The sequence below is a fragment of the Paenibacillus sp. FSL R7-0312 genome, from assembly GCF_038004445.1.
GTDB lineage: Bacteria > Bacillota > Bacilli > Paenibacillales > Paenibacillaceae > Paenibacillus_AQ.
The window spans coordinates 114,155-138,287 of sequence record NZ_JBBORE010000001.1; the positions used below are offsets into that span (position 1 = coordinate 114,155).

The following is a 24,133-nucleotide window of genomic DNA, read 5'->3' on the forward strand; positions in this document are numbered from 1 at the left end:
ATCTATTCCTTAATCGAACCGAGCATGGCTCCTTTGGCGAAATACTTCTGCAGGAACGGATACACGATTACAATTGGCAGCATGGCGAGCAATATCGCCGCATTCTGGACATTCGGTCCAAGGTTGGCCGCAAGCTGTGCGTCAACTGCAGCCTCTGCCGAAATATTGGAGGCACTGATCGCCACCATCTGCCGCAGGAGCGGCTGAATCGGCCAGCGCGATGTATCATTCAGATAGATGACCGCAGAGAAGAACTCATTCCAGAACTGCACCATGAAGAACAGCGTAAACGTGGCGATGATCGGTTTGGACAGCGGGAGCACGACCGAATACAGAATCCTGAACTCTCCTGCCCCGTCAATTCTTGCCGCTTCATCCAGACTTTCCGGCAGGCTCTGGAAGAACGAGCGGATGACCATGATATTAAAAGCGCTGGAAGCCGCCGGAAGCACCACTGCCCAGTAAGAATCGATCAGACCCAGATTTTTGACCACCAGATAACTGGGAATCATACCGCCGTGAAAGATCATGGTGAAGAAAATAATCAGCAGCATGATGCGGCGGCCGGGCAGAAACTTCTTGGATAAGGCATAGGCCAGGGTAATCGATACAAACAGGCTAAGCAGCGTACCCATTACCGTGATAATAACGGAGTTCTTGACCGAGGTCAGGAACGTATTCGCATTCAGCAGATAGCTGTAAGCATCCAGCGTCCAGTGCTTGGGCCAGATGAAGAAATTCCCGGCCATTGAATCTCCGGGCGGACTGAAGGATACCGCGATAATGTATAGAAAAGGCAGAATAACCAGCAGACTGATTAAGCAGATAATAACTACAATAATGGTGTCAAACCCTGTTGCCTTGAGCTTCATAGCGTCTCCACTCCTGTTCTTGTTCTAGAATATGCCTTCTTCGCCAAGCAGCTTTGCCGCATAATTGGCCCCGACTACAAGGATCAGACTGGCAACGGATTTGAACATGCCTACGGTAATCGCGAAGCTGTAATTGAATTGCTCCAGACCGATATGGTAGACGAACAGATCGAACACATTGGAGACATCCAGGTTGAGGCTGTTGGTCATCAGGAAGATCTGCATAAAGTTGGAGTCCATAGAGGAGCCCAGGCGGAGCAGCAGCAGTATAACAATCGTGCTCTTGATGCCGGGGAGGGTAATATGCCAGATGCTCTGCAGCCGGCTCGCTCCATCCACCTTGGCCGCTTCATACTGCTCGGGGTTGATCCCCGCCAGTGCCGCCAGGAAGATAATTGTCCCCCAGCCTGCATCCTTCCAGATGGACTGGAAGATGACCAGCGGCCGGAACCATTCATTGCTCACCAGGAAATTGGCATTGCCGTCAAACCACTGGCTGAGATAATGATTAATAACGCCTGAAGGCCCGAAGAACGAAATCGTAATCCCGTAAATAACGACCCAGGACAGGAAATGAGGCAGATAGACGATCGTCTGCGATACCCGTTTGAACACTTTGAGCCGCACTTCATTCAGGAGTAACGACAGGAGGATCGTAAACGGAAAATAAATAATCAGGTTCAGCAGACTGATCAGCAGTGTATTTTTCAGCAACATATAGAAATCGGAGGTTCCGAAAAACTGTCTGAAATTATCCAGCCCCACCCACGGGCTGTTCATAATGCCCTTGAACGGGCTGTATTCCTTGAAGGCCAGAATGAGTCCCGTCATCGGAATGTAATGAAAAATGAGAAAATAGAGAATACCCGGTGCCGCCAGTAAATAAAAAGGCCACAATTGATGAAACCGTCTAGGGCGTAAAGCTCTCTGCACAGGCTAAACCTCCTTATCCATGGGCAAAAGAAAGGGGATCTCCCCCTCCTTTGCCTCTGTTTATATTTAGGTGTTCCTTATTGATGCTCGGCACGATACTGATCCAGCAGCTCCTTGGTAATCTGTACACCTGCACCCGTAGTCCAGGTATCAATCTCCTTCTGTACATCCTCCCAGGTGCCTTCACCCAGCACATATTTGGTCATGACAGCACTCATTTTCTTATAGCTGTCCGGATTCTTGCTGGCGTACTGGGAGTTGTAGCTGAGGAACGGATTCTCCACCCCGATGGTACTGATCGTATCCAGCACGGTCTTTTGCAGCGTCAGAATCTCCGGTTCCTTGGAGTTGGCGTACACATATGGATCTGCCCGGTTCTCCAGGATGAAATTGTTCGGCTTATCCAGCTCATACTGCTTCTTCTGCTCCTCGGTCTGTACAGCCACCCCATCCTTGAAATCACTGGAATGTATGCCGGTGACTCCCGCTTTGGAGAAGGCTACATTCTCCTCGGAGGCGGTGAAATCAAGGAAATCGACAATCTGCTGTACCTTCTCTTCCGGCACAGAGCTTGGAATCGCCCATAATCCGTAGTACCCGGAGAGGATCGAAGCACCCTTCTGTCCGTCTGCGCCTTCCAGCACATCGACAATCGCTATTTCAGCATTCGGGTCCGTCTGCTTCAGCTTCTCCACGTTGGTCTCCACGATGTCACTGACATTCCCTACAAAAGCACCCGCAGTACCTGCGAGGAATTTACTCCGTGCCTGACCCTGGTTCTTGAGCACCGGCGCATCCTTGTCAATCAGGCCTTTGCTCCAGGAATCTCTGAGCCACTCCAGGAATGCCTTGTATTCGGGAGTCTGGAAATCACGTACGACGTTCTCCCCCTCCAGCTTCCATACATTCGGGATACCAAAAGCATATTGAATCGGGAGTACCCCCGAGAAAGGTCCGGGGCTGTTCACGCCGTCTGAACCATAGATCGTAAACGGAATGGTTTTGCCGCCGCCAGCCGGATCATTCTCCTTGAATACCATAAGAGCATTTGTCAGCTCATCGATGGTCTTCGGGACCTCCAGATTATACTTGTCCAGCCAGTCCTTGCGGATCAGGATGTTGGCTTCACCGCCGCCGTACAGGCCGCGCGGCCGGGGAATTCCGTATGTTTTGCCTTCAATCTTAGCTCCGTTCCAGACAACCTCATCAATCTTGCTGATGTTCTCCGTCTTCTCCAGATAAGGCGTCAGGTCATGAAAAGCGCCCATCTTCACCAGGTTGTTGAATTTGTCATCCTTCCCTCCATCCATCAGCAGCAGGTCATAGGAATCTCCGGCGGATACAGCCACGGAGAGCTTGTCAGTGTAGGCTTCGGATGGCACGAAGGTTACGTTCAGATCTACATTACCGCGCTTCTCCAGATCCTCGAGCGCTTTGTTGTTGGTCATCTCCGGCGGATTGCCGAAGAGAATGGTCATCGCCTTGATGCTGGCCGGCTTGGCGGCCGTGCCCGCCTGTGTCCCGCCTTCCGGTGCGGCCGTGCTGCCTGCCGCTGGATTATTATCACCGGAGCAGGCCGCCAGGGTGGTTACCATCAACGCCGCTGAGGCCACAAGCGGTACAAGCTTTCTTTTGAAACTCATTGTCATCCCCCATTTGCTTGTATTGATTGCGTTTACATTATCCTTACACTTTGGATTATAGAAGACGCCCCGGCTTGTGAACATGCCGGATTCGAGCCAAAGTGTCACCATTTTTAAGATTCGCTGTGTTCCAGGTTTCTACCCATTCTACAATGTACTATAATCTTTATAGGATAGCCTGCCCGGTATCCGGAGTCCAAAACCCAGTAACGGATGTGGCCCCTATGAATTCACCCTTCTTCAGCTTTTTGCGGCGGAGCTTCTATATCAAGATGATTGTGGTTATGTTCGCCATCTCTGTGGTTCCGCTGATTGTATTGTCATTTATTTCTGTAAGCGTCTCCAGCACAACGGTGGAGCAGCAGGTGAACCGCCTGAACGCCCAGCTGGTCAATCAGGTCATAGACCGGATTGAATTAACCATGATTAGACTGCGGGAATTAAGCGAGCAGTACTCCCGTATCTCGTCCATTCAGGGCGCGCTGGTCTCCCCGTCGGCTCAATATTTTGAGGAGGTTGTCCGCAAAAAGGATCTGATCTCCGTGCTCAGCAACGCCTCGGCCATTATCGGAAATGTGGAGGGGCTGCAGGTCTATTCCGCAATCACCGGAGAGGTGCTCTCTTCGACGGAAGCCCCGGCCCAGCTCGGGGAGTCCCGGTACCGTCCGCTGATAGAAGCGTATCTGGAATCGGGTCGGCCCAATCTTTTCCTGGACAAGCACTCGCTGCCGGGACTTGCGGTGCTGGACTCTTCAACCTATTATATCTCACGCGTTCCCTTTGATTTGTATGAGGACCTCAAGGGCGTGCTGCTGATCTCTATGAACAACAGCCAATATCAGCAGCAGATCGAGAATATCCAGCTCGGGAGCAAGGGCTCCATCTCGCTGCTGACTGAAGACGGCATGACCATTGCCACAACCAGCAAGCTGGGGAAGCAGGAGGATACGCGGCGGGTACAGGAGATTCTGAAGCACTGGACAGAGCTGAACCGTCCGGACCAGTTCGCATCAGGCTCCTCCATTGTCTCCGTCAAGCAGACCTCCACCTATGACAAGTGGATTGTGGTCTCGGAAATCCCGTCCAAGGAGCTTACTGCCAGTGCCGCAATTATCCGCCGGACGGTTACTTACTTCCTGGTGATTCTGGCCCTGCTGGGGGCGCTGTGTGTGGTCGGCTTCGGGTATCAGCTGTACCGGCCTCTGCAGGCCGTGAAGCGGCAGGTCGATGCGCTGAAGAAAGGCCATTTCGATGCACGGGTCACCCATTTTGCCAATAATGAGATCGGGGATCTGGGGCGGATGCTCAATACGATGGCGGTACGCATTCAGGATCTGGTGGCAGATTTGCATGATTCGGAGGACCTGAAGCGCAAGCTGGAGATCAGGGCGCTGCAATCGCAGATTAATCCCCATTTCATGTACAATACTTTAAATACCATCCGCATGTTCGCGATGATGAAGGATTATGAGAAGATAAATTCGCTGATGGGCCGGCTGGTGGCGCTGCTGCGGTATTCTATGGAGAATTTCGAGCAGACCGTGCAGCTTCGGCTGGAGCTTGATTATTTGGCGGATTATGTGGGGCTGCTCAATATGCGGTATAAATGTCAAATCCGGCTGGAATCAAGCATCGAGGAGCCGCTGCAGAGCATGCAGATTCCGAAGCTGAGCCTCCAGCCGTTGATCGAAAATTCTGTGTTCCATGGGATTCTTCCGCGTAAAACGCCGGAGGGGCATATCAGTATACGGGTCTTCACCGATACCCGCAAGAACTATATCATCCTTGAGATTACTGACGACGGGATTGGCCTTGCGGAAGCCGAACTGAAGAAGCTGCAGCTCCATCTGCTCCATGAAGAGTCCACGGAGAACATCGGGCTGCAGAATGTATGGCTGCGGATGAAGCTGCTATTCGGAGGGGATGCGCAAATTCTGCTCTCCAGTGCCCCGGGTGAAGGGCTGACGATCCGTATTATGCTGCCGTCTGAGAATGTTCTTGTAAAGGAGGAGCCTCATGAATCCCTATAGAGTTGTACTCGTGGAGGACGAAATTCCGGCAAGAACGGTATTCCGTCATTTCATTGAAGAGCGTGCCGATTTATTCACGCTGGTTGGCGAAGCCGAAGACGGCCGGGACGGACTGGAATTGTTCCTGAAGCACAAGCCGGAGCTTGTCGTAACCGATATCACCATGCCGGGCATGAATGGACTTGAGATGCTAAGCGAAATTGAGAAAAGCGGGGAACGTCCGCCGCAGATCATCATCCTTACCTGCCACCAGGATTTCCATTATGCCCAGCAGGCCATTCATCTGAAGGCTGCAGCCTATCTCATTAAAGATGACTGTCTTTCTGATCCCGGCCTGTTGACCCGGACGATGGAGGAGCTGGCCTCCCAGGTGAACTCACTTGATGAAACCCGGGAAAAGCATCTCCAGCTGGAACAGCAGGTCCGGCTCAGCGAGGTGGAGATTGAGCAGAGCCTCTTTCTGGATATGCTGCTGAATCCGGCAGCCGAAGCCAAATGGCTGCGCAGTCTGGAGGACTCCCAGCTCCCTCTTCACGAACAAAGCTTCAAGGTATTGCTGCTGGAGCTGGACAGGAATTCCCTTCGCTTCCCGATTGATCAGCTTGAAGAGCTGAAGCTGTGGCAATTCGCCGGAGTCAACGTACTCAAGGAGCTGCTGGCCGGCATAGGCCCGCATAAAGTCATCGCGCTCGACAAGGGACGTTTTCTCGCCATATACACCGAAACGTCAAAGGCTATGCGCCCCAATTTCCCGGAACAGGTGCTGGATTCCTTTGCCACCAATCTTAAAATGAGCTGCATTGCCCTGCAGTGCAGCTTCGGACAGGGGCTGAAGGCCAGGCCTGAGGCACTGAAACGGCTGGCTTCTGCACCCTATCCTTTCTTTTACCGCTTTGGCGAGAGCATCGCTATTGAGGATTGGGAACAAATCGCCCGTTTCCAGCGGATTCCGGAGCCGCTCAGCCGGTTCTGGAGCAAGGTACTCAAGAAAGCACTGCTGGAGCCGCATTTGAACACGGCTGCACTGGAGCAGGAGCGCCTCTCCTTATACCGCCAGGCTATGGAGCAATCCTGGGATCCGGAGCAGATCAAATCCTTATATTTGAGAGTCTTCCTGGATATGAGCCATAACGTTATTGGAACAGAGGGCGGTGCGGATCTCGAAGCGAACCTGCGCAAAAAAATGGAGCTGTGCCAAACCTTCGACTCCGTACACGAGGCGACCTGCGATTATTTCCGCAAGCTTCAGCAGCTTCAGGAGGGCGGCCGGAAGATCGATGCTTCGATTACAAGAATCATTCAACATATGCGCGAAGACCTCAGCTATCCCTATAAGCTGGAGGAGCTGGCAGCTTCGATTAATTACAGTGTGCCTTATTTCAGCTCCATGTTCAAAAAAGCAGTAGGCGAAAGCTTCATTCAATACCTGACCCGTCTGCGGATTGAAAAGGCAAAGCTGCTGCTGCTTACCACGGATCATAAGACATTTGAAATTTCCGAATCTATCGGTTTTGAGAATTACCGGTCCTTTAACCGGATCTTCAAGAAAGAGACCGGCGTATCCCCTTCCGATTACCGCAGAATGGGGATGGGAATGCCCCAATGAAAAACCCCGGTATCTCCAGAATTTCTGATGATACCGGGGGTAATTTAGCTTACACTCCGTCAGGACCGGCGGTTAACAAACATCAGCATAAGGGCCGAAATGACAATGATTGAGCATACCCACATCCAGGCCAGCGTCATATTGCCGCCGTCAACCGCTACATAGATTGCCGTCGGCACCGTCTGGGTACGCCCGGGGATGTTCCCTGCTACCATAATCGTAGCGCCGAATTCGCCCAGTCCGCGGGCGAACCCCAGTACATAACCTGCGGCCAGTGAACGGCTGGCCAGCGGGAGAGTTACATAGCGCAGAACCTGAAGCTCGCTGGCTCCCTGCGCCCGCGCGGCATCCTCCAGGTCCTTCTCCACACCTTCGAAGCCCGCCTTAACCGTCCTGTACACCAGAGGGAAGGCAACCACTACTGCGGCAATGACTGCCGCGCCCCATGTAAACAAAATAGTATGCTCGGTGAACTGCTCATACAGCCTGCCAATCCAGCTCCGCCGGCCGAGGATCACCAGCAGGACGAAGCCGACAACCGTCGGCGGCAGAACCAGCGGAAGCAGCAGGACCGTTTCAACCAGGCTGTGTCCGAAGAACCTCCGCCCTGCCATCTTCTTGGCTGCGAGCGTAGCCAGTAAGAACACGATAATGCTGGTAATCACCGAAATCTTGACCGAAAGCCAGACCGGGGCGAAAAAATCGGTCCAATTGATCTCCATCTCTTCTCACCCCATTTGTATAGTAGGTATTATTGTGCTAATTGAAAGCCGTAGCTTGTAAATACCGCGTCCGCCGTTGTTGTCTGTACATACTCGTAGAATGCCTTGGCCTCCGCCTGATGCGGCGACTCCTTCACAATGCCAACCGGATAATTAATGGCCTTGTGCACATGTCCGCCCACTGTCAGGGCAATCTTCACTTTGTTCGAGGTAAGCGCGTCTGTCTTGTAGACGAAGCCGGCATCTGCATTTCCCGTCTCCACATAAGACAATACCTGACGGACATCCTTGGCAAAGACCAGCTTGCTCTGCAGCGTATCCCATACCTTCTTAGCCGTCAATGACTGCTGCGCATATTGCCCGGCCGGCACGGATTCCGGCTGGCCGACAGCCACCTTCTTGAAGGCTTTATCGGTAAGCTGGGTGATAGTAGTAATGGAAGTCTTCGAATCAGAAGGCACCACGAGGACCAGCTGATTCTTGAGCAGCCCGGTATGATCACTGATGAGCCCGCCATCTACCAGGGCAGTCATCTGTTTGTCTCCTGCAGAGAAGAACAGATCAGCCGGAGCGCCCTGTTCAATCTGCTTTTGCAGCGTACCGGAAGCACCGTAGTTGAAAATAAGATCAATACCAGGATGCTGCTTCTCGTAAGTCGCGGCAATCTTGTCAAGACTATCCTGCAGGCTAGCTGCCGCAGATACAATAATTTCAGTTTTCTTAGCTGCCTGTGCCTGTTCACCAGGTGCAGCAGACAATCCCGCCGCTACCAATCCCGCCACTAACACTACCCCCAGCTTCTTGAACATTTCCATTCCTCCCGTATATGTATCTTATATATTTTGGTGCTATTCTATCACATCTTTTTTGGTTTTTCTATACGTTTTGATTATGTTTAATTATATTTAGTTATTATTGATATGAATAAGTGATAATTCCAGCTTTATGTATTGCTACTCTGAAAAAATAGCCCTTACAAGCCAAAGGCCTGCAGGGCTATCAGTGAACAGAAGTTAATTCTTCATCCGCGGGTCAAGCACATCGCGCAGGCCGTCCCCTACCAGGTTGAAGCCAAGCACGGTCAGCATAATGGACAACCCCGGAAAAATAACCGTCCAGGGTGCCTTCTGGATGAATTGCCGTGAATCCGAGAGCATCTTGCCCCATTCCGGATCGGGCGGCTGTGCGCCGAGTCCAAGGAAGCCAAGCGCAGCGGCCTCAATAATCGCGGTAGCGATGCCAAGTGTCCCTTGCACGATAATCGGCGTTAAGCTGTTAGGCAGAATATGGGTCAGCAGAATGCGGTTGTTCGTCATTCCGATTGCGCGGGCCGCCGTTATGTACTCCTCCGATCTCAGGGAGAGCACCTTGGCCCGTACCAGCCGGCCATACGTAGGAATATTAACAATGGCGATGGCATACAGCGCATTCTGCAGCGAAGGCCCGAGAATGGCTACAATTGCAATGGCCAGCAGAATACTCGGAAAGGCCAGCAGAATATCGAACATGCGGGATATCAGCATATCGATCCATTTGCCGTAGAAGCCCGCAAGAATCCCCAGAAACGTACCGACAACAATCGAGCCGATAACCGAGAAAAAGCCGACCCAGAGGGAGATCCGGGCACCGTATAGTATGCGGGTGAACATATCTCTTCCCAGATCATCCGTGCCGAACCAGTGGTCGGCAGACGGCGCTTTGAGCCGGTTGACCAGCTCCTGCTCCTTGAAGCCGTAAGGTGCGATTACGGGTGCCAGCAGGGCAATCAGCACAAAAAACACAATGATGCCAAGGCCGAGCATCGCCGTCTTATTCTTACGGAAAGCCTTCCACGCATCCCGCCAAGGCCCGGAAACCTTGTCAGCAGGTACAGCCGGGGGCGTTACTTGAATTGATGCCTGTCCCATAGGTTCACCCCTCACTTGTAGTTGATGCGCGGATCAATGACGGCATAGAGCAGATCCACCAGCAGATTAATGAACACGAAGATAAAAGCAATGATCAGGATACCGGTCTGGATTACCGGATAGTCGCGTGAGCTGATCGCCTCAAATATATATCTTCCCACGCCGGGCCAGGCAAAGATTGTCTCTGTCAGCACTGCACCGCCGAGAAGTGCACCTGTCTGCAAACCTACTACGGTCAGCACGGGAATCAGTGCATTCTTTAGTGCATGCTTATATACGACAAGGAATTGCGACAACCCTTTGGCCTTTGCCGTACGGATATAGTCAGAGTTCATGACCTCCAGCATGCTCGAACGGGTCATCCGGGCAATAATTGCCATCGGAATGGTGCCCAGTGCTATGCTTGGCAGGATCAGATGCTTGATGACCGTCCACAGCTGGCGCCAGTCTCCTGCCAGTATCGTGTCGATCACATATAGATTGGTAATACTCTCCACGGGATTCCGCTGATCCATCCTGCCTATAGAGGGCAGCCAGTGCAGCTTCAGCGCGAATAACATCTGCTCCATCAGCCCCAGCCAGAAGATCGGCATGGACACGCCAATGAGCGCTATAATCATCGCGGTATAATCAAACCAGGAATTCTGCCGCCAGGCACTTAGAATACCGGCGTTCACTCCTACAATGGTAGCGAACAGCATACTCGCTGCGGTAAGCTCCAGCGTTGCCGCCAGATAAGGCATAATTTCTTTGGCAATCGGTGTTTTGGTCCGGATTGAGGTTCCCAGATCGCCCTGCACCAAATCTCCCATATAGTTGAAGTATTGCTGCAGCCAAGGCTTATCTAGACCCAACTGCTCGCGCAGCACTTGTTTGGACTGCTCGGTTGCCTTTTGGCCCAGAATGGTTTCTGCCGGATCACCCGGAATGGCGTGAATAATGGAGAAGACGATAATCGTCATTCCGATCAGCACAGGGAATAAAACCATGACACGTTTTAATAGGTAGGAGTTCAAGTTGGCTCACCTTCCAGTGGTCCTTAAGCATAACTTGCCGCAGCAGGCACGCGGCGGCAAGGAAATGCTTATGGAGCATACTATTCGAAGTAAATTTCGCTGTAATATTCCGTACCTGTAGGGCCTGGAACGAATCCTTTCAGATTGGCCTTCGCAGCCAGCAGCGGTGTAGTGTGCACAAGCGGGATCCACGGTGCATCCGCTTTGATGATTTCCTGAGCCTGTTTGTACAGGTCGGAACGTTTCGCCTGATCCGTCTCCTTCTGTGCATTGATCAGGATCGTGTGCAGTTCTTCATTCACATAGAAGGTACGGTTGTTGCCTGGGATAGCATCCTTGTCGAGCAGCGTATATAGGAAGTTGTCCGGGTCACCATTATCGCCAGTCCAGCCGAGCATGTAGATATCATCTTTCTCGCCAGCTTTGGTGTCATCCAGATAAGTCGCCCATTCCGGGGATTCAATTACAGTCTTCACGCCAATTTTCTCCCAGTCCGCCTGAATGGCTTCCGCAACCTTCTTGCCGTCAGGCATGTAAGGCCGGGATACCGGCATAGCGTACAGGGTTACTGTATCCGGCAGACCGTCAGGGTAACCGGCTTCCGCCAGCAGCGCCTTCGCTTTGTCCAGATCATATTCATAATCCTTCACAGCATCGTTGTAGCCCCACAGTGAAGGCGGCATCGGGTTAACAGCTGCAGTAGCCTGACCTGAGAAGAATGCATCAATGATTGCCTGTTTGTTCACCGCATAGTTCAGCGCCTGTCTTACTTTCACATTATCAAAAGGTTTCTTCTTAAAGTTGAAGCCGAGGTAAGCTACATTGAACGGCGGGCGTTCAATCTTCTGCAGTTCAGTGTTGCCTTCAAGCGTGGACAGATCATCCGGGCTCAAATCCTCCATCAGATCGATCTCCCCGTTCTGCAGAGCATTGAAACGTGCCGAGTTGTCCGGAATGGAGCGGACGATGACTTTATTCAGCTTAGGAAGCCCTTCTTTCCAGTAATTCGAATTCTTGTCCAGTGTAATGGAATCATTATGCTTCCACTCCGTGAACACGAAAGGTCCTGTGCCTACCGGCTCGTTCTTGAAGTTCTCCTTCTTCTCCTGGATGGCAGCAGGGCTGGCAATCCCGAAGGAGGTCATAGCAATATTCTGCAGGAACGGTGCCTGCGGCTGATTGAGTGTGAACTCTACCGTAGTTGCGTCTACAGCCTTAACCTCTTTGATTACACGGCTGCCGTCCGGACCGAACATCGAATCATAGTAGTCGAAGGAATCTCCTTCGAACTTGAATTCACTTGCCGGATCACTCCAGCGTGTGAAGTTAAAGACTACTGCTTCAGCGTTGAAATCCGTTCCGTCATGGAACTTCACGCCCGGATGCAGCTTGAAGGTATACGTCAGACCGTCAGGCGATACCTCCCAGCTGTCAGCAAGGGAAGCCTGTACTTCAGAGGTACCCGGCTTGTATTCCAGCAGGGAATCAAATACCTGATGGGCAATCTTCAGGGATTCGCCATCTGTGACAATGGCAGGATCCAGCGATGCAGAATCGCCGCCGCGTCCAAGGATGAGCGTATCCTGCGTGTTAGCCGATGTTTCAGGCGAGCTATCCGGTGCGGTAGTCGCCGCTGCATTCGTTGCTGCTGTCGCTTCTGTGCCAGCGTTGTTATTGTTACCCCCGCAGCCGCTTAATGTTAATACCGCCCCCAGCGTTACTGCCAGTGCAAGACTACTCCACTTCTTCATCTCTAGAAAACTCCCTTCTTTCATTAAAAGTATTAAAGCGTTTATATGGAGCTGCGCCAAAGCGCTGCCATATATCAGGGCCAATGCATAGAGAGCGGTATTGAATTCTTCCTTATTTCATTACGCAAGCCGGGATCGGACTTCCTCATCATACAGATGGCAGGCGGTCAAATGTCCGGACCCTGTCTCCTGCAGCGGAGGTCTGACATTACGGCATATCTCCATCACCCGGGGACAACGTGTATTAAAAGCACATCCGACCGGCGCATTCGCCGGACTCGGTACCTCACCCTGCAGGATGATCCGTTCCTTACGGATATCGGGATCGGGCTCAGGAACTGCGGACAGCAGTGCCTGCGTATAGGGATGCTGCGGATCGGCATAGAGCTTATGCTTATCGGTGACTTCAACAATCCGCCCCAGATACATCACGGCTACACGGTCGCAGATATGCTTCACCACGCTGAGATCATGGGCGATGAAGATATAGGTCAATCCGAATTCCTTCTGTAAATCCTGCATCAGGTTAATGACCTGTGACTGGATCGATACATCCAGTGCAGATACAGGCTCATCGGCGATAATCAGCTTCGGCTGGAGCGCCAGTGCTCTGGCAATCCCGATCCGCTGGCGTTGTCCGCCGGAGAACTGATGCGGGTAACGCTGCAAATGCGCTTTAGCCAGCCCGACTACATCAGCCAGACGTTCTACTGCAGCCCGGCGCTGCTTGGCATCGCCTACTCCGTGCACAATCATCGGCTCTTCAAGAATACGCTGTACAGTATTGCGTGGATCTAAGGATGAGAACGGGTCCTGGAAAACAATCTGCATCTCCCGGCGCCGCCCCCGCATCTCTTCTATAGATAGCTTCGTGATATCCTGACCTTCGAACCAAATCTCTCCCGCCGTGGGCTCAATCAGCCGAAGCAAGGCACGGCCGGTTGTGGATTTACCGCAGCCGCTCTCTCCAACCAAGCCAAAGGTCTCACCTTTGCTTACCGAGAAGGAGATATCGTCCACAGCCTTGACATCACCCTGTGCCCTACCCAAGAATCCTTTGTTGATCGGATAATACTTCTTAAGACCCTTGACCTCTAGCAGGCTCTCACTCATACCGCATCCTCCTGTTGACTTTCATGCAGCCAGCATCTGCAGCTGTGCTGTTCCTCCTGGAGCGTAAGCTTAGGAAGACTTTGACGGCAAATATCCATCACCTCATGACAGCGCGGCGCGAACCGGCAGCCCTGCATTTCCTTGCTGAGAATCGGCACATTGCCCGGAATAGAATGCAGGCGGTCTCTGGTTTCATCCATCCGGGGTACAGATTCGATTAGCCCTCGGGTATACGGATGCAGCGGATTCTTGAAAATATCACGTACGCTGCCTTCCTCCACTACCTTGCCGGCATACATAACCGCAACACGGTGGCACATCTCTGCTACAACACCAAGATCATGGGTAATCAGCATAACGGCCGTCCCCTGTTCTTCGTTAAGCCGGCGGATCAGATCCAGAATCTGTGCCTGAATCGTCACATCAAGCGCAGTCGTCGGCTCATCGGCAATCAGCAGCTCCGGACTGCAGGAGATGGACATGGCGATCATTACACGCTGGCGCATGCCTCCCGACAGCTGATGCGGATATTCATCAATAATGGCCTCCGGCCGGGGAATGCCTACCTTACGGAGCATCTCTACAGCGTGCTCCCGGGCCTCCTTCTTGGAGAGGCCACGGTGCAGGCGTACGGTTTCAATAATTTGCTGTCCGACCGTGAACAGCGGATTGAGCGAAGTCATCGGTTCCTGAAAAATCATCGAGACCGAATCACCGCGGATCTTACGCATCTCTTTCTCTTTGAGCGGGACAAGATCACGGCCCTTCAGCAGGATGCGTCCGTCCACGATTTTTCCCGGGGGATCCGGAACCAGCTTTAGAATGGACAGGGAGGTTACGCTTTTACCACAGCCGGATTCGCCGACCACACCCAGAACCTCACCCGGATTAATGTACAAATCAACACCGTCAACTGCAGGAACTTCACCGCGGTCGGTAAAAAAGTGGGTGTGCAAATTTTCAATTTTTAGAATGGGCTGGATCAAATCTCTACCTCTCTTCTACTTAAAAATTGAACAAAGGTCAAATGCCAGGATAGAAAATATATTTAAAAAGTTAGATATATTAACGAATACCTGACATGAAACGTTATAATAATCCGCATAAATACACATTGTTGTTATTTAATGTATAACTTACTATATATACCTCGACTAGACAAGGAAAATTTGCACATATAACTAACATGAGTGTTTTTGTATGAATAATTAAATACCAATTAGTGGAATTATTTATGTATAAAAAGAAAAACTGCGCTATTTGTATAGCGACAGCCATTTCTCGAGCTGATTTCTGAGAACTTCCCGGTAGTAGACCGGCTCCATAATCTCAGCTTCTTCCTCGTATCTCATAATCCAGTGAACAAAGCCAATATCCTGTTCTACCGCTACCTTAAAATGCAGACAGCGGTTCTGGCGGTCTACCCTGCTGGGCTTCACAAACATCTCCTCATGCTTAAGCCGCTCCATCATCCGTTCCGAGAACTTGACTTTGAATTCGACCTGCAGACTATCCTGGTCCAGAGACCACTTCTGCTCCATAAAAGCCTGTAAATCAAATTTATCCTTGGAGAACCAGCTGTCCAGCGGCTTCACACTGGAGAACCCGTTAATATGAAAAGTGCGGATGATCCCGAAGCGATGACAAAACCCAATCAAATGAAAACGATTCTCCAACGGGACCAGGCAGTAGGGATCAATTTTGATACCTTTTTCTTCATATGCATTCTCACTGTAGTCCGCCTGTATACTGCGCTGCTTCATCACGGCATCCAGAATCCCGGCCAGATAGAATGGCTGATCTCCATGAGATCCGCTTCTCTCCATCCAATGCTGACCCGCTTCCTTCTTCGCGCTCTCCATCGTTTCTTCCCTTTCTGCCTTTTGCTTATATTCTGCGGCCATCACTTTCTCATAGGCGTCTTCGAACTCCGGGGGCAGTAAAGATTTGATATCCGTCATAATACTGCGCAACTGTGAAAATGCGGCTGCTTCTTCTTCTGACCAATCCAAAGGGTACAGTGCAAAATTACCGATAAAAGCATATCCCTTACCGTGTCCCATATGGGTAATGGGGATATGCATGGCACTCAGCGCATCCATATCCCGGTAAATCGTTCTCTCACTGTTGCCGCATCGTTCCGCCAGCTCACGGGCCAGAATTCCCGGTTTGGCTTGAACTAGCGTAATAATGCGCATCAGCCGGATTAATCGGTCTGTCATTTTCAGTTCTCCTTGATTCATGGTAAAATAGACCCATTATTTTTAAATAAACTAGTTATATATATCTATAACCAAGGATGTAATAACCGAGATAAGAAAATATAATAGAACTATTTTACTATATTACCACATTTATATATTACACGATTCGTTATCTATTTCTGCGAATTGGGTTCAAAATTTAACCTATATGTATGATCACTGCCTATTATATCCCTGCTACCTTCTTTACATTTATATCGTTACAACCTTTCCTAAGGGAGTCATCTCCGCCTCGAGCTGCTTATAGAGCGCTTCCGCTTCCTTCACAAGCTGCATATCGCCCGAACGTGCAGCAAGAAGCAGCAATTTATCCGCCTGACGCCGCAGCTTCTCCGTGGAGACCTGCTGATGATTTTGGGCTCTGGTCACTTCCCTTTCTGCTAATAATCCCTCCATTTTGAGCAGCTCTACATGCTTCTCTACATGAAAACAACACTGAGCGTTCATTACATCTGTATGACGTGAATATTCCATTCCCAGCTTCTTGAGCGGTAGCTCACGTATACGTTCTACCGTGGGCTGTCTGTATTGCCACTGCAGCCAAAGCGCCTCATGTATGCCTGCAGGCATGCCTGACATCGTAAATTCCAAAGCAATAAACCTGCGTTGCCCGGAATGGATTTTGCCCAGCTTCAGCAGCAGGGAGCGGCCTTCTCCTTCTTCTGCTGTACACCCGTAGCATCCGGTTACCGATACGTGACTTTCCAACCATACGCGCAGCTCAATCTCCCGTGCTACAACCTTTCGGCTTTTCTTGCGGAATTCCTCTCCTTGTGACATTCCCTTCCATTCCACGAGCAGGATAATATTCTTCGCACCTCCTGCTAAAATTCGATCCTGGCTCCAAGTAAATATGGGCTGAATACTTGCTTGCATATTTCCACCTCTTTCTTTTTTTGGGTCTTCTATTAATGTACCAATAATGGCGGACAACTCCTTGTCATGGAATGTATGTTCGGTCCTATAATATCGACAAAAAAAGAGCCAACCTACCACTAAAGGTAATTGCCTCTTTGCGAAAGTCTATTATTTTGTCAAAATATGACGAACACAGTTTTGCGCATTATAGGCTTCTTTCCCGGTTCACTGATTTTTCTTCCCTGAAAAAAAAGCCCAGCGCCCACTTGGCACACAGCAGCGAGAAGAGGAAGAACAGCAGCGCCCATAATATAGCCGGCAGCTGTGTTAATCTGGCCAAATTAGCTGCATCGCCCGCACGGGAAGGCGTCAGTACCGAAGCCGTTACCAGAAACAGCGTTCCCATCACGGACTCCTCCAGAGTCAGAAATGCAAGAAATAAATAATAATATTTGCTGACCTTCGGCCAAAGGAACAGCATAGCGGCATTCAGCAGAATAAAACCGCTCAGCCAAATCATCCCAAAGCCACCCCGTACATAGAGCACCAGCATCACCAGCGCAACACCGCTGGCTATCATCAGCCCCCACTGCCGCTTGTCTCTACTATATAAATAGAAGAGAAGCAATGAGAAGAGTGAAGCCAGAGGATATCCGGCCAGCGATACAAGAATTGCCCTCCCCCCTGCGGCAATCGCTGAATAGGTTACACCGCTATGATCGGGATACAGCTCTATCCGCAGCACACTCCCCGAGAGCAGCAGGGTTACCAGCGCATGGCCGAATTCGTGAAACATCGTATCCAGATTACGGAATAAGGATGAGAACGGAATAAACCGGGTCAACAGTGCAGAACCCGCCAGAAACAACAACGTTTTGAGCCATTTATTCACTCGAAGCAGCTCCTTTCCGTTCAAAGTATACGTTAATTTATGTGCACACTCAATATAATAGAAACCTTCATATGATTTGTGCTGTATTACACATATGGTTACCTGCATAGACAGGAAGGGTAATTATGCCTAAAGCTGCCCGCACTGCCCAAATCAGGACCGGCTATGATAAAATAAGAGTACAACAAGCCTATAACAGGTGGTGATCAGTAATGAACAATCGCGCAACAAGAAATATGATAAAGCTGCTGGGGTCGGCCTTGCTGCTGCTCGGGATTTCTTTCAGCTATGATATCCCCGCGGCAAAAGCCAACTATTTCACTGATTTATATAATGGACTACAGAGCTTCTCGGAGCTGCCCGGAGAGGTCAACAAATTGCAGGAGAGCTATCAGCAGACGGCAGAGGAGCTTCAGAAGACCAAAGAGAACCTGGGAACGGCAGTGGACGAGCTGGGGCAGACCAAAGACCAGCTGGACCAGACGCTGCAGCAAATGGCGACTTACCAGGCCCAGAACGCTGCCCTGCAGGAACAGAACCGCCAGCTCAGCCAAGTCGTCGATGAACTGAAGAATGACCGTACGGCACGTGAAAATTACTATAACCGGATCAAGGTGACTGTGATCACCGGACTTGCTCTTATCTTGGGTTATTTCCTGCTTATCCGGTTGCTGCGCTTCACCATGCGCCACCGTTCCAGAAGAAGCGACCGGCTGCGTTAAGACCGGGGCAGGAAGCGCATATACACGGCAATGCACGAGGGGAGCATGAAGAATGAACGTTGACGTCCAGGATGAAGGCGACAGCGGCAGCGGACAGGCCGTTGCTTTTACCGTCGCAGAGAATGAAGAGGTTCATGTGCTCCATCCGCAGCAGATTATAGCTTATCAAGGCCCCTCTTCAGGACGGGCGGACCGGCTGATGGATGTGAAGGGCATGTACCGCAAGCGGAAGCTGATCCGTTCGGATATCACCGGACCCTGCCGGTTCGTCGCTGCATTGCCGCCCGGTTACCGGGTCAAAACGCTGCAGCTCGACGGCAAGAGCGATCTGCTATATGATTTCAGGCATCTGTTCTTCTACAGCAAAGGAGTCACCATGCAGACCAGAGTGCTGAATATGAAGAATATGCTGATTACCCGGGATATCATCAAGGTGAAATTCTCCGGTCATGGCAGCATCGGCATTCTGACAGAAGGCACCGTCTGTGAAGCCGAGCTTGACCCGTTTGATCCGCTGTACGTCGATGCCGGCAGTATTATTGCCTATCCCGAGAATGCCCGGCTTGAGCTTACGGTCTACGGCAATCATCTCGCCAGCCAGCATATGAGCTATCACTGGAAGATGACCGGCCACGGGCCTGTACTGTTCCAGGCCGGACGCCAGAGCAGGCGTTTTCAGCGGGATAATAATGAAGACGGCATTATCAAACGCTTCCTGCGGGAGGCGTTGCCGTTTGGCGGAGTATTTATCAAGTAAAACGTGCCGGGATAACCGGCCATTCCACTGCAAAGAGCGCCCGTGGGGATACCACGGGCGCTCTTCTTATATACTCTTGATGTGATTTAAGCCAGGTAAGCGTTCAACATCCAGGACGTTTTCTCTACGCTTGTTCTAATACCGATCAGCAGGTCAGCAGTAGGCTGGTCGCTAAGCTCTTCGGCAGCAGAGATCGCCTGCTTCAGCTCTTCGGCTACAACAGTGAAGTCCTTAATCAGCTGAGCAACCATATCCTTCGCGCTTTCTCCGCCGGCAGCTTCTTTCAGTCCGGAGAGGGCCAGGTATTGGGCCATGGTTGAAGCCGGTTGTCCGCCAATGGCGAGCAAGCGTTCAGCCAGCTCATCCACATAACCGGCAGCTTCATTGTACAACTCTTCAAATTTCTCATGCAGCGTGAAGAATTGTGCTCCGCTGACATACCAGTGGTAATGATGCAGCTTCACTCCAAGCAGAGTCCAGTTCGCTGTCTGACGGTTCAGGGCAGCATGCAATTCAGTTTGGCTTTTGACTTGTGTACTCATTCTAATAACCTCCTGGGATGTGTATTTATTTGTTATTGTATTTAGACTCATTCTAAATCTATATACAATTTAACACAGAATACGCCGTATTGCAACTCGTTTTACTAATATAAGGTTACTGCAAATTCTAGCACTCCCCTTTCAGAACATCCTATTATTTCCGTCACAATGCTGTTAAAAAACCTATATTGACACAAGTCACCCCGTCCGGCAGAGAAGCTCACATTTATCCTAAACCAATGTGATATCTGTCTCCGCTGCCTTCCCCTTCCCGCTCCGGAAGATCGCCCGCATCTCGTCCCGTTTGCTCTTGGGGCTGAGCACGTACACCGTGTCTCCCGGTTCAATAACCGTGCTGCCATGGGGCGTCACAATGCTCTTGTTGCGGATAATTGCCGTGAACAGGATATCATCCGGCAGGCCGATCTGCGCTATCTGCATCCCGGCAATCGGCATATGCCGGTCTATTCCGATATGATTGAACTCGGAATCCGTCTTGCCAAGGGCGACGAGTTCCATCAGTGACGGCTGGCCCGCATCCTCCCGGCCGACCAGTTTCAGCCGTGAGGCCAGTGGTGAAATGGTCGTTCCCTGAATGACCGCAGAGGTCAGGACAACAAAGAATACTACATTGAAGAACAGCCGGCCCTGCGGAAGCCCCGCGAGCAGCGGGTAGGTCGCAAGCACAATGGGGACGGCACCCCTGAGTCCGGCCCAGGAGATCAGTGTCTTTTCGCGGAAGGAGAACTTGGCAAACAGCAGACTGATGAATACGCCCGCAGGTCTTGCTACTACCATTAGAATAACGGACAGCAGTATGCCCTGCCAGGCAATATCCGCCAGCTCCTGGGGAAAGACCAGCAGACCGAGCAGGATGAACATGGCAATCTGCATCATCCAGGCAAAGCCGTGATTGAAATTCATAATCGTACGGTGATACATCAGCTCGGAGTTCCCCAGCACCAGCCCCATAACATAGACGGCAAGCAGGCCGCTGCTGTGGACCATCGCCGAAACCCCGTAGGTCAGAACCGCAAAGCCGATAGCCATCACCGGATACAACCCGGTAGAGTCCAGATTAATCCGGTTGATCAGATATGTAGCCAGCTTACCGATAAGAATCCCCAGCAGGAGACCGATCCCCATCTCCCAGAAGAAGGAGAGCACCAGACTCCAGATTGCAGTATCAGGATGCTGTATCCATTCGATCAGGGAGACGGTGAGAAATACCGCCATCGGATCGTTGCTGCCGGATTCTGCTTCGAGTGTAGAGGTCAGGCGTTTATCAATGTTTTTGCCGCCCAGTACTGAGAACACCGCAGCCGCATCCGTCGAGCCGACAATCGCCCCGAATAGGAAGCTCTCCGCCCACGGCACGCCTAATATAAATCTGGCAAAAACACCGACAACTCCCGTTGTCAAAAGCACACCTGCCGTAGCCAGCGACAGCGCCGGCTTCATGACCGGACGGATATCCTTCATACTCGTCTGCATTCCGCCTTCAAACAGAATAACCACAAGCGCAAAAATCCCGGCGATCTGTGTTAATGAAGCATTGTTGAAATAAATGAAATGGCTGAGCACCATACCGGCAGCGATAAACAGAACCAGTGCGGGCATACCAAAACGGGTGGAGAATTTGGTGGACAGCACGCCTACCAGCAGCAAGACCGCCAGCAGCAGAATAATTTGATCTGCAAGATGAGTCATCGATCCGGTTCACCCCTTTCCCATTCATACTTCGCAGCAAAAAACCCCGGTGGCTTGTTAAATCCACGGAGCTTATTATGCCGTCCTTTATTCTCTTGAATACACCTGCAGCTCCTGAATCGACCAATAGTTGCCTCCGGAACCGGTCTGCTGTATGCGGATATAACGGGTTTGGACCTGGGAAAAGGCAATCCTGGTCAATTCCAGCTTTCCTTTGCCGGATGCTACCTGATTCCAGCTTTTGGCATCATCGGATACCTGGACGGTATATCCCCGGGGATAATCATACGATGATAAAGTATAAATCAGCTCTATGGCTTCTATTGCATGTACTGCACCTAAATCAATCTGGAAGTATTCACCTGATGCCTGATGTTTGCCGGTATCCCAGCGTGTACGCCTGTCTCCATCAATGGCACTCTCCGGCTTCGACGCTGCCGTGTTCACATTAGACGTAACCTTCCAGCCGGTCCGGTCCAGCGGGACGAGTCCGGTTGCTGAAATCTGTGTCTTCTCCGACATGACACCAGAGCCCGACACTCTTACCGCATAAGTATACAATGTGCCCTCCTGCAGTTTGCTGTCAGTATACTCTGTGTTCCGCACACCTGCCGCAATCATTTTCAGTTCACTGCCCGGGCCGTCGGCCCGGAGCACTTCATAGCTTGCCCCGGGAGCCTCCAGCCAGCTCAGATGCATCGACAGCCCTTTAACTGCCGTGGCCTTGAAGCCTTGCGGCGCAATATCCGCTACTTCGGAAGAGGGCTGCAGAATATACTGCACCGCCTCACCCGGAGCCAGCGTTTCGGTGAATTCCAGTATAGGTGTGGCATTCCTGCCCGACATATAGCTGCGTGCCTCTTCATAAGTATCTCCGCGGCCAAAGCGTTCACCCTCATATACGGTCTTCTCCGGCATGGTCACCTTTACTTTAATGGTCTGCTCGGTTTCTTCAAAGTTGACAAAGTTCACAAGCAGCTTGTTGGATGTGGCTCCGCTGCCTGCCAGAGGCTCAAGGGTGGAAGTGTCTACCGCCCGTACATACACCATTTTGTCTGCCAAATCATCTTTGTTCGTAATCTGATAGCTCAGCGGCGCCCCGTGTGTGGCATAAGCCAGATCCAGCCGGCGCATAATACTTACGCGTGAGTCTTCACCTTCTTTGGTATAATAAATCTCTGTAGCTCCCGGATCATGCTCCTCCAGGTTAAAGCCGTACTTGAACAGACTGAAGTTCTTGAAGAAAGCGGCATGCTGCACAAACATATCGGCATATCCGATATGCCCCCGCATAATCCGGTCAAACACTGCCGCTGTCCGCTCGGACGCGCCGTATTGATAGGCATCCACATGAGTATCCGAGGTGCCGAATTCGGTGGTGAGCATTTTTTTGCTGAGGCCGTCTACAGCTCCCCCAAAGGTCTTCAGGTTCTCTGTAAAGCTGCCTCCATTGCTGAAAATATACGATTCACCATAGGAATGCCCATTGGTCAAATCCGTTACTTCCTCCAGCTCGTTCCGCTGCTCCGGGTCCCGTTCCCAGCCGTCCGGATCTCCGCACTGCTTAAGCATCCCCTTCTGATTACCGCAGGAATCTTCGCTGTAACCCGGCCAGTATGCCCAGCCCGGGGCCACCGTCTGCAGATGCGGTGCGATCGTCTTGCCTTTCTTATTCAGCCAGTCGGCTATCGCCAGATTGACTGCTTTGGAACGGTTGAACAGTCCGGGCTCATTATCCACCTCATAATACTGGAAATACTGGCCGTACTGCTTGAAATAATCGGTCAGCTTCTTCTCCGCATCATCCGGCAGTGAACCGTCTTCCTTGAGCTTGATATCACCCGTGTACAGATAGAGGGCAACAGCCTGCATATTATAATCCTTCAGGACCTCGTAGTACTCCCCCATATTCTCACAGGATCTGCCCACATCGCTGGCACAGCTGGTCCGCATAATGTTGCCGCTGTAGGCTAAACCCAGCCATTTCATAATATAAGGCAAATGCGTAACTGCACCTTTGTCAAAATAGAACTGTTTGTTGTTGACCATGGTTCCGGTCAGCGTATAGCTCCCGTGAATCGGCTCCTTGACCGGAGTCTTCAGTGCTTCCAGACTAAGGTTATCCCATGTCCACCAATTATACTTATCCTCCGCAGCCGAGGAATAGATCCCGCGCGCTGCCCGCAGCGTCAGCTCGTTGGTTCCGCTGATGAGCTGTTCTTTGGGAATGTACAGCTCATAGGTTTTGCGGAAATCGTATTTACTGTCCGTACCGTCCACACCGGCAATCTGAATAATCCCTGACAGCTGCCGGTTGGAGAATACGCTCATCTGCGGTACGGATTTGTAGGCATCAAGGATGCTGACACGAAATAAGACCCCGTTAACCGGGATCTTATCCAGCTTGTAGGTAATCCGCAGTTCAGGATTGGTAGCGCCGTGCAGCCCGGACGGGATACTCTGAAGCTCCGCCGCCTTCACTGCGGTTGAAGCAACGCTGAATACCCCCTTGGCCCCGTTTGATCCGGCTGCTGCAAACTCTGCGGCTGAACCGTCATGCTGGCCCAGCTTCCATAGTACAGTCCCCTCCGGGACTGCGGGACCCGCGTCCTTGGCTGCAGATAATTCCGACATGTCAACTTCCACCTCGCCGCTATTTGTCCCATCCTCTCCGAAGACAGAAACGGACAACAGAAACAAGATGATCAATGCTGCAAATTTTAGTAGTAGATGAATGGGTTTATTTCTCTTTGTTTTGAGTCTAGTCCTCATTCCCTTGTCCTCACTTTCTTCCA

General features: G+C 51.3%; 20 protein-coding genes. 4 read left to right on the forward strand and 16 right to left on the reverse strand.

Features of this window, described 5'->3' with window-relative positions; genetic code table 11:
- Nucleotides 1-2 precede the first annotated feature (2 nt).
- From MKX70_RS00505 to MKX70_RS00515, 3 genes are all read right to left on the reverse strand, one after another.
- Nucleotides 3-872 carry a carbohydrate ABC transporter permease gene (locus MKX70_RS00505; protein WP_039302214.1) on the reverse strand — a complete coding sequence of 290 codons (870 nt, stop codon included), beginning with the start codon at nt 870-872 and terminating at the stop codon, nt 3-5.
- 24 nt (nt 873-896) lie between these two features.
- Nucleotides 897-1,805: an ABC transporter permease gene (locus MKX70_RS00510; protein ID WP_042232913.1), complete on the reverse strand. Its 909-nt coding sequence runs from the start codon at nt 1,803-1,805 to the stop codon at nt 897-899.
- A 77-nt stretch (nt 1,806-1,882) separates the two neighbouring features.
- Nucleotides 1,883-3,448 carry an extracellular solute-binding protein gene (locus MKX70_RS00515; RefSeq protein ID WP_042232911.1) on the reverse strand — a complete coding sequence of 522 codons (1,566 nt, stop codon included), beginning with the start codon at nt 3,446-3,448 and terminating at the stop codon, nt 1,883-1,885.
- 224 nt (nt 3,449-3,672) lie between these two features.
- Between MKX70_RS00515 and MKX70_RS00520 the strand changes: the two genes are divergently transcribed.
- Both MKX70_RS00520 and MKX70_RS00525 read left to right on the forward strand, forming a co-directional pair.
- On the forward strand, nt 3,673-5,478 hold the full coding sequence (locus tag MKX70_RS00520) for a sensor histidine kinase (RefSeq protein WP_042232910.1): 1,806 nt from the start codon (nt 3,673-3,675) through the stop codon (nt 5,476-5,478).
- Entirely contained in the window at nt 5,465-7,084 is a 1,620-nt protein-coding gene (locus tag MKX70_RS00525) for a helix-turn-helix domain-containing protein (protein ID WP_042232908.1), read from the forward strand. The genes MKX70_RS00520 and MKX70_RS00525 overlap by 14 nt, the downstream gene beginning before the upstream one ends.
- 59 nt (nt 7,085-7,143) lie before the next feature.
- Here the strand turns inward: MKX70_RS00525 and modB are convergent, their stop codons facing one another.
- The 10 genes from modB to MKX70_RS00575 form a co-directional block, all read right to left on the reverse strand.
- Nucleotides 7,144-7,806: a molybdate ABC transporter permease subunit gene (gene modB, locus MKX70_RS00530; protein WP_042133997.1), complete on the reverse strand. Its 663-nt coding sequence runs from the start codon at nt 7,804-7,806 to the stop codon at nt 7,144-7,146.
- Between the two features lie 29 nt (nt 7,807-7,835).
- Nucleotides 7,836-8,615 (reverse strand): molybdate ABC transporter substrate-binding protein, encoded by a 780-nt coding sequence (gene modA, locus MKX70_RS00535; RefSeq protein WP_442950501.1) that lies wholly within the window; start codon nt 8,613-8,615, stop codon nt 7,836-7,838.
- Between the two features lie 204 nt (nt 8,616-8,819).
- Nucleotides 8,820-9,713 (reverse strand): nickel transporter permease, encoded by an 894-nt coding sequence (nikC, locus tag MKX70_RS00540; protein ID WP_042232904.1) that lies wholly within the window; start codon nt 9,711-9,713, stop codon nt 8,820-8,822.
- A gap of 11 nt (nt 9,714-9,724) precedes the next feature.
- A complete protein-coding gene (locus tag MKX70_RS00545; protein WP_340839344.1) occupies nt 9,725-10,729 on the reverse strand; it encodes an ABC transporter permease in 1,005 nt (334 codons plus the stop codon).
- Nucleotides 10,730-10,809: 80 nt separating this feature from the next.
- Nucleotides 10,810-12,480: an ABC transporter substrate-binding protein gene (locus tag MKX70_RS00550; protein ID WP_340789956.1), complete on the reverse strand. Its 1,671-nt coding sequence runs from the start codon at nt 12,478-12,480 to the stop codon at nt 10,810-10,812.
- Nucleotides 12,481-12,600: 120 nt separating this feature from the next.
- Nucleotides 12,601-13,593, reverse strand: a complete 993-nt coding sequence (locus MKX70_RS00555; protein ID WP_042232902.1) for an ABC transporter ATP-binding protein — start codon at nt 13,591-13,593, stop codon at nt 12,601-12,603.
- Complete coding sequence (locus MKX70_RS00560; protein ID WP_042232900.1) at nt 13,590-14,579, reverse strand: ABC transporter ATP-binding protein; 990 nt, start codon at nt 14,577-14,579, stop codon at nt 13,590-13,592. Before MKX70_RS00560 ends, MKX70_RS00555 begins: the two co-directional genes overlap by 4 nt.
- Before the next feature lie 270 nt (nt 14,580-14,849).
- Nucleotides 14,850-15,815 (reverse strand): helix-turn-helix transcriptional regulator, encoded by a 966-nt coding sequence (locus tag MKX70_RS00565; protein ID WP_042232898.1) that lies wholly within the window; start codon nt 15,813-15,815, stop codon nt 14,850-14,852.
- 234 nt (nt 15,816-16,049) lie between these two features.
- Nucleotides 16,050-16,733 (reverse strand): hypothetical protein, encoded by a 684-nt coding sequence (locus MKX70_RS00570; protein WP_042232896.1) that lies wholly within the window; start codon nt 16,731-16,733, stop codon nt 16,050-16,052.
- A 187-nt stretch (nt 16,734-16,920) separates the two neighbouring features.
- On the reverse strand, nt 16,921-17,607 hold the full coding sequence (locus MKX70_RS00575) for a M50 family metallopeptidase (protein ID WP_340839345.1): 687 nt from the start codon (nt 17,605-17,607) through the stop codon (nt 16,921-16,923).
- A gap of 212 nt (nt 17,608-17,819) precedes the next feature.
- Between MKX70_RS00575 and MKX70_RS00580 the strand changes: the two genes are divergently transcribed.
- Together MKX70_RS00580 and MKX70_RS00585 are read left to right on the forward strand one after the other, a co-directional pair.
- The gene (locus MKX70_RS00580; protein WP_042232892.1) at nt 17,820-18,329 is read left to right on the forward strand and encodes a hypothetical protein; all 510 of its coding nucleotides are present in this window, start codon (nt 17,820-17,822) and stop codon (nt 18,327-18,329) included.
- Between the two features lie 52 nt (nt 18,330-18,381).
- Complete coding sequence (locus MKX70_RS00585; RefSeq protein ID WP_042232890.1) at nt 18,382-19,086, forward strand: AIM24 family protein; 705 nt, start codon at nt 18,382-18,384, stop codon at nt 19,084-19,086.
- Nucleotides 19,087-19,172: 86 nt separating this feature from the next.
- Here MKX70_RS00585 and MKX70_RS00590 read toward each other — a convergent pair whose 3' ends face one another.
- The 3 genes from MKX70_RS00590 to MKX70_RS00600 form a co-directional block, all read right to left on the reverse strand.
- Nucleotides 19,173-19,628, reverse strand: a complete 456-nt coding sequence (locus MKX70_RS00590) for a Dps family protein (RefSeq protein WP_042232888.1) — start codon at nt 19,626-19,628, stop codon at nt 19,173-19,175.
- Between the two features lie 231 nt (nt 19,629-19,859).
- A complete protein-coding gene (locus tag MKX70_RS00595) occupies nt 19,860-21,338 on the reverse strand; it encodes a potassium/proton antiporter (protein WP_042232886.1) in 1,479 nt (492 codons plus the stop codon).
- Nucleotides 21,339-21,425: 87 nt separating this feature from the next.
- On the reverse strand, nt 21,426-23,972 hold the full coding sequence (locus MKX70_RS00600) for a discoidin domain-containing protein (protein ID WP_340839346.1): 2,547 nt from the start codon (nt 23,970-23,972) through the stop codon (nt 21,426-21,428).
- Between the last annotated feature and the right edge of the window lie 161 nt (nt 23,973-24,133).

Coding starts and splice junctions, on each gene's coding strand:
- MKX70_RS00505 (WP_039302214.1), bottom strand. CDS start 872: ATGAAGCTCAAGGCAACAGGGTTTGACACCATTATTGTAGTTATTATC.
- MKX70_RS00515 (WP_042232911.1), bottom strand. CDS start 3,448: ATGAGTTTCAAAAGAAAGCTTGTACCGCTTGTGGCCTCAGCGGCGTTG.
- MKX70_RS00520 (WP_042232910.1), top strand. CDS start 3,673: ATGAATTCACCCTTCTTCAGCTTTTTGCGGCGGAGCTTCTATATCAAG.
- MKX70_RS00525 (WP_042232908.1), top strand. CDS start 5,465: ATGAATCCCTATAGAGTTGTACTCGTGGAGGACGAAATTCCGGCAAGA.
- modB (WP_042133997.1), bottom strand. CDS start 7,806: ATGGAGATCAATTGGACCGATTTTTTCGCCCCGGTCTGGCTTTCGGTC.
- modA (WP_442950501.1), bottom strand. CDS start 8,615: ATGTTCAAGAAGCTGGGGGTAGTGTTAGTGGCGGGATTGGTAGCGGCG.
- nikC (WP_042232904.1), bottom strand. CDS start 9,713: ATGGGACAGGCATCAATTCAAGTAACGCCCCCGGCTGTACCTGCTGAC.
- MKX70_RS00550 (WP_340789956.1), bottom strand. CDS start 12,480: ATGAAGAAGTGGAGTAGTCTTGCACTGGCAGTAACGCTGGGGGCGGTA.
- MKX70_RS00555 (WP_042232902.1), bottom strand. CDS start 13,593: ATGAGTGAGAGCCTGCTAGAGGTCAAGGGTCTTAAGAAGTATTATCCG.
- MKX70_RS00565 (WP_042232898.1), bottom strand. CDS start 15,815: ATGACAGACCGATTAATCCGGCTGATGCGCATTATTACGCTAGTTCAA.
- MKX70_RS00570 (WP_042232896.1), bottom strand. CDS start 16,733: ATGCAAGCAAGTATTCAGCCCATATTTACTTGGAGCCAGGATCGAATT.
- MKX70_RS00580 (WP_042232892.1), top strand. CDS start 17,820: ATGAACAATCGCGCAACAAGAAATATGATAAAGCTGCTGGGGTCGGCC.
- MKX70_RS00585 (WP_042232890.1), top strand. CDS start 18,382: ATGAACGTTGACGTCCAGGATGAAGGCGACAGCGGCAGCGGACAGGCC.
- MKX70_RS00590 (WP_042232888.1), bottom strand. CDS start 19,628: ATGAGTACACAAGTCAAAAGCCAAACTGAATTGCATGCTGCCCTGAAC.
- MKX70_RS00595 (WP_042232886.1), bottom strand. CDS start 21,338: ATGACTCATCTTGCAGATCAAATTATTCTGCTGCTGGCGGTCTTGCTG.
- MKX70_RS00600 (WP_340839346.1), bottom strand. CDS start 23,972: ATGTCGGAATTATCTGCAGCCAAGGACGCGGGTCCCGCAGTCCCGGAG.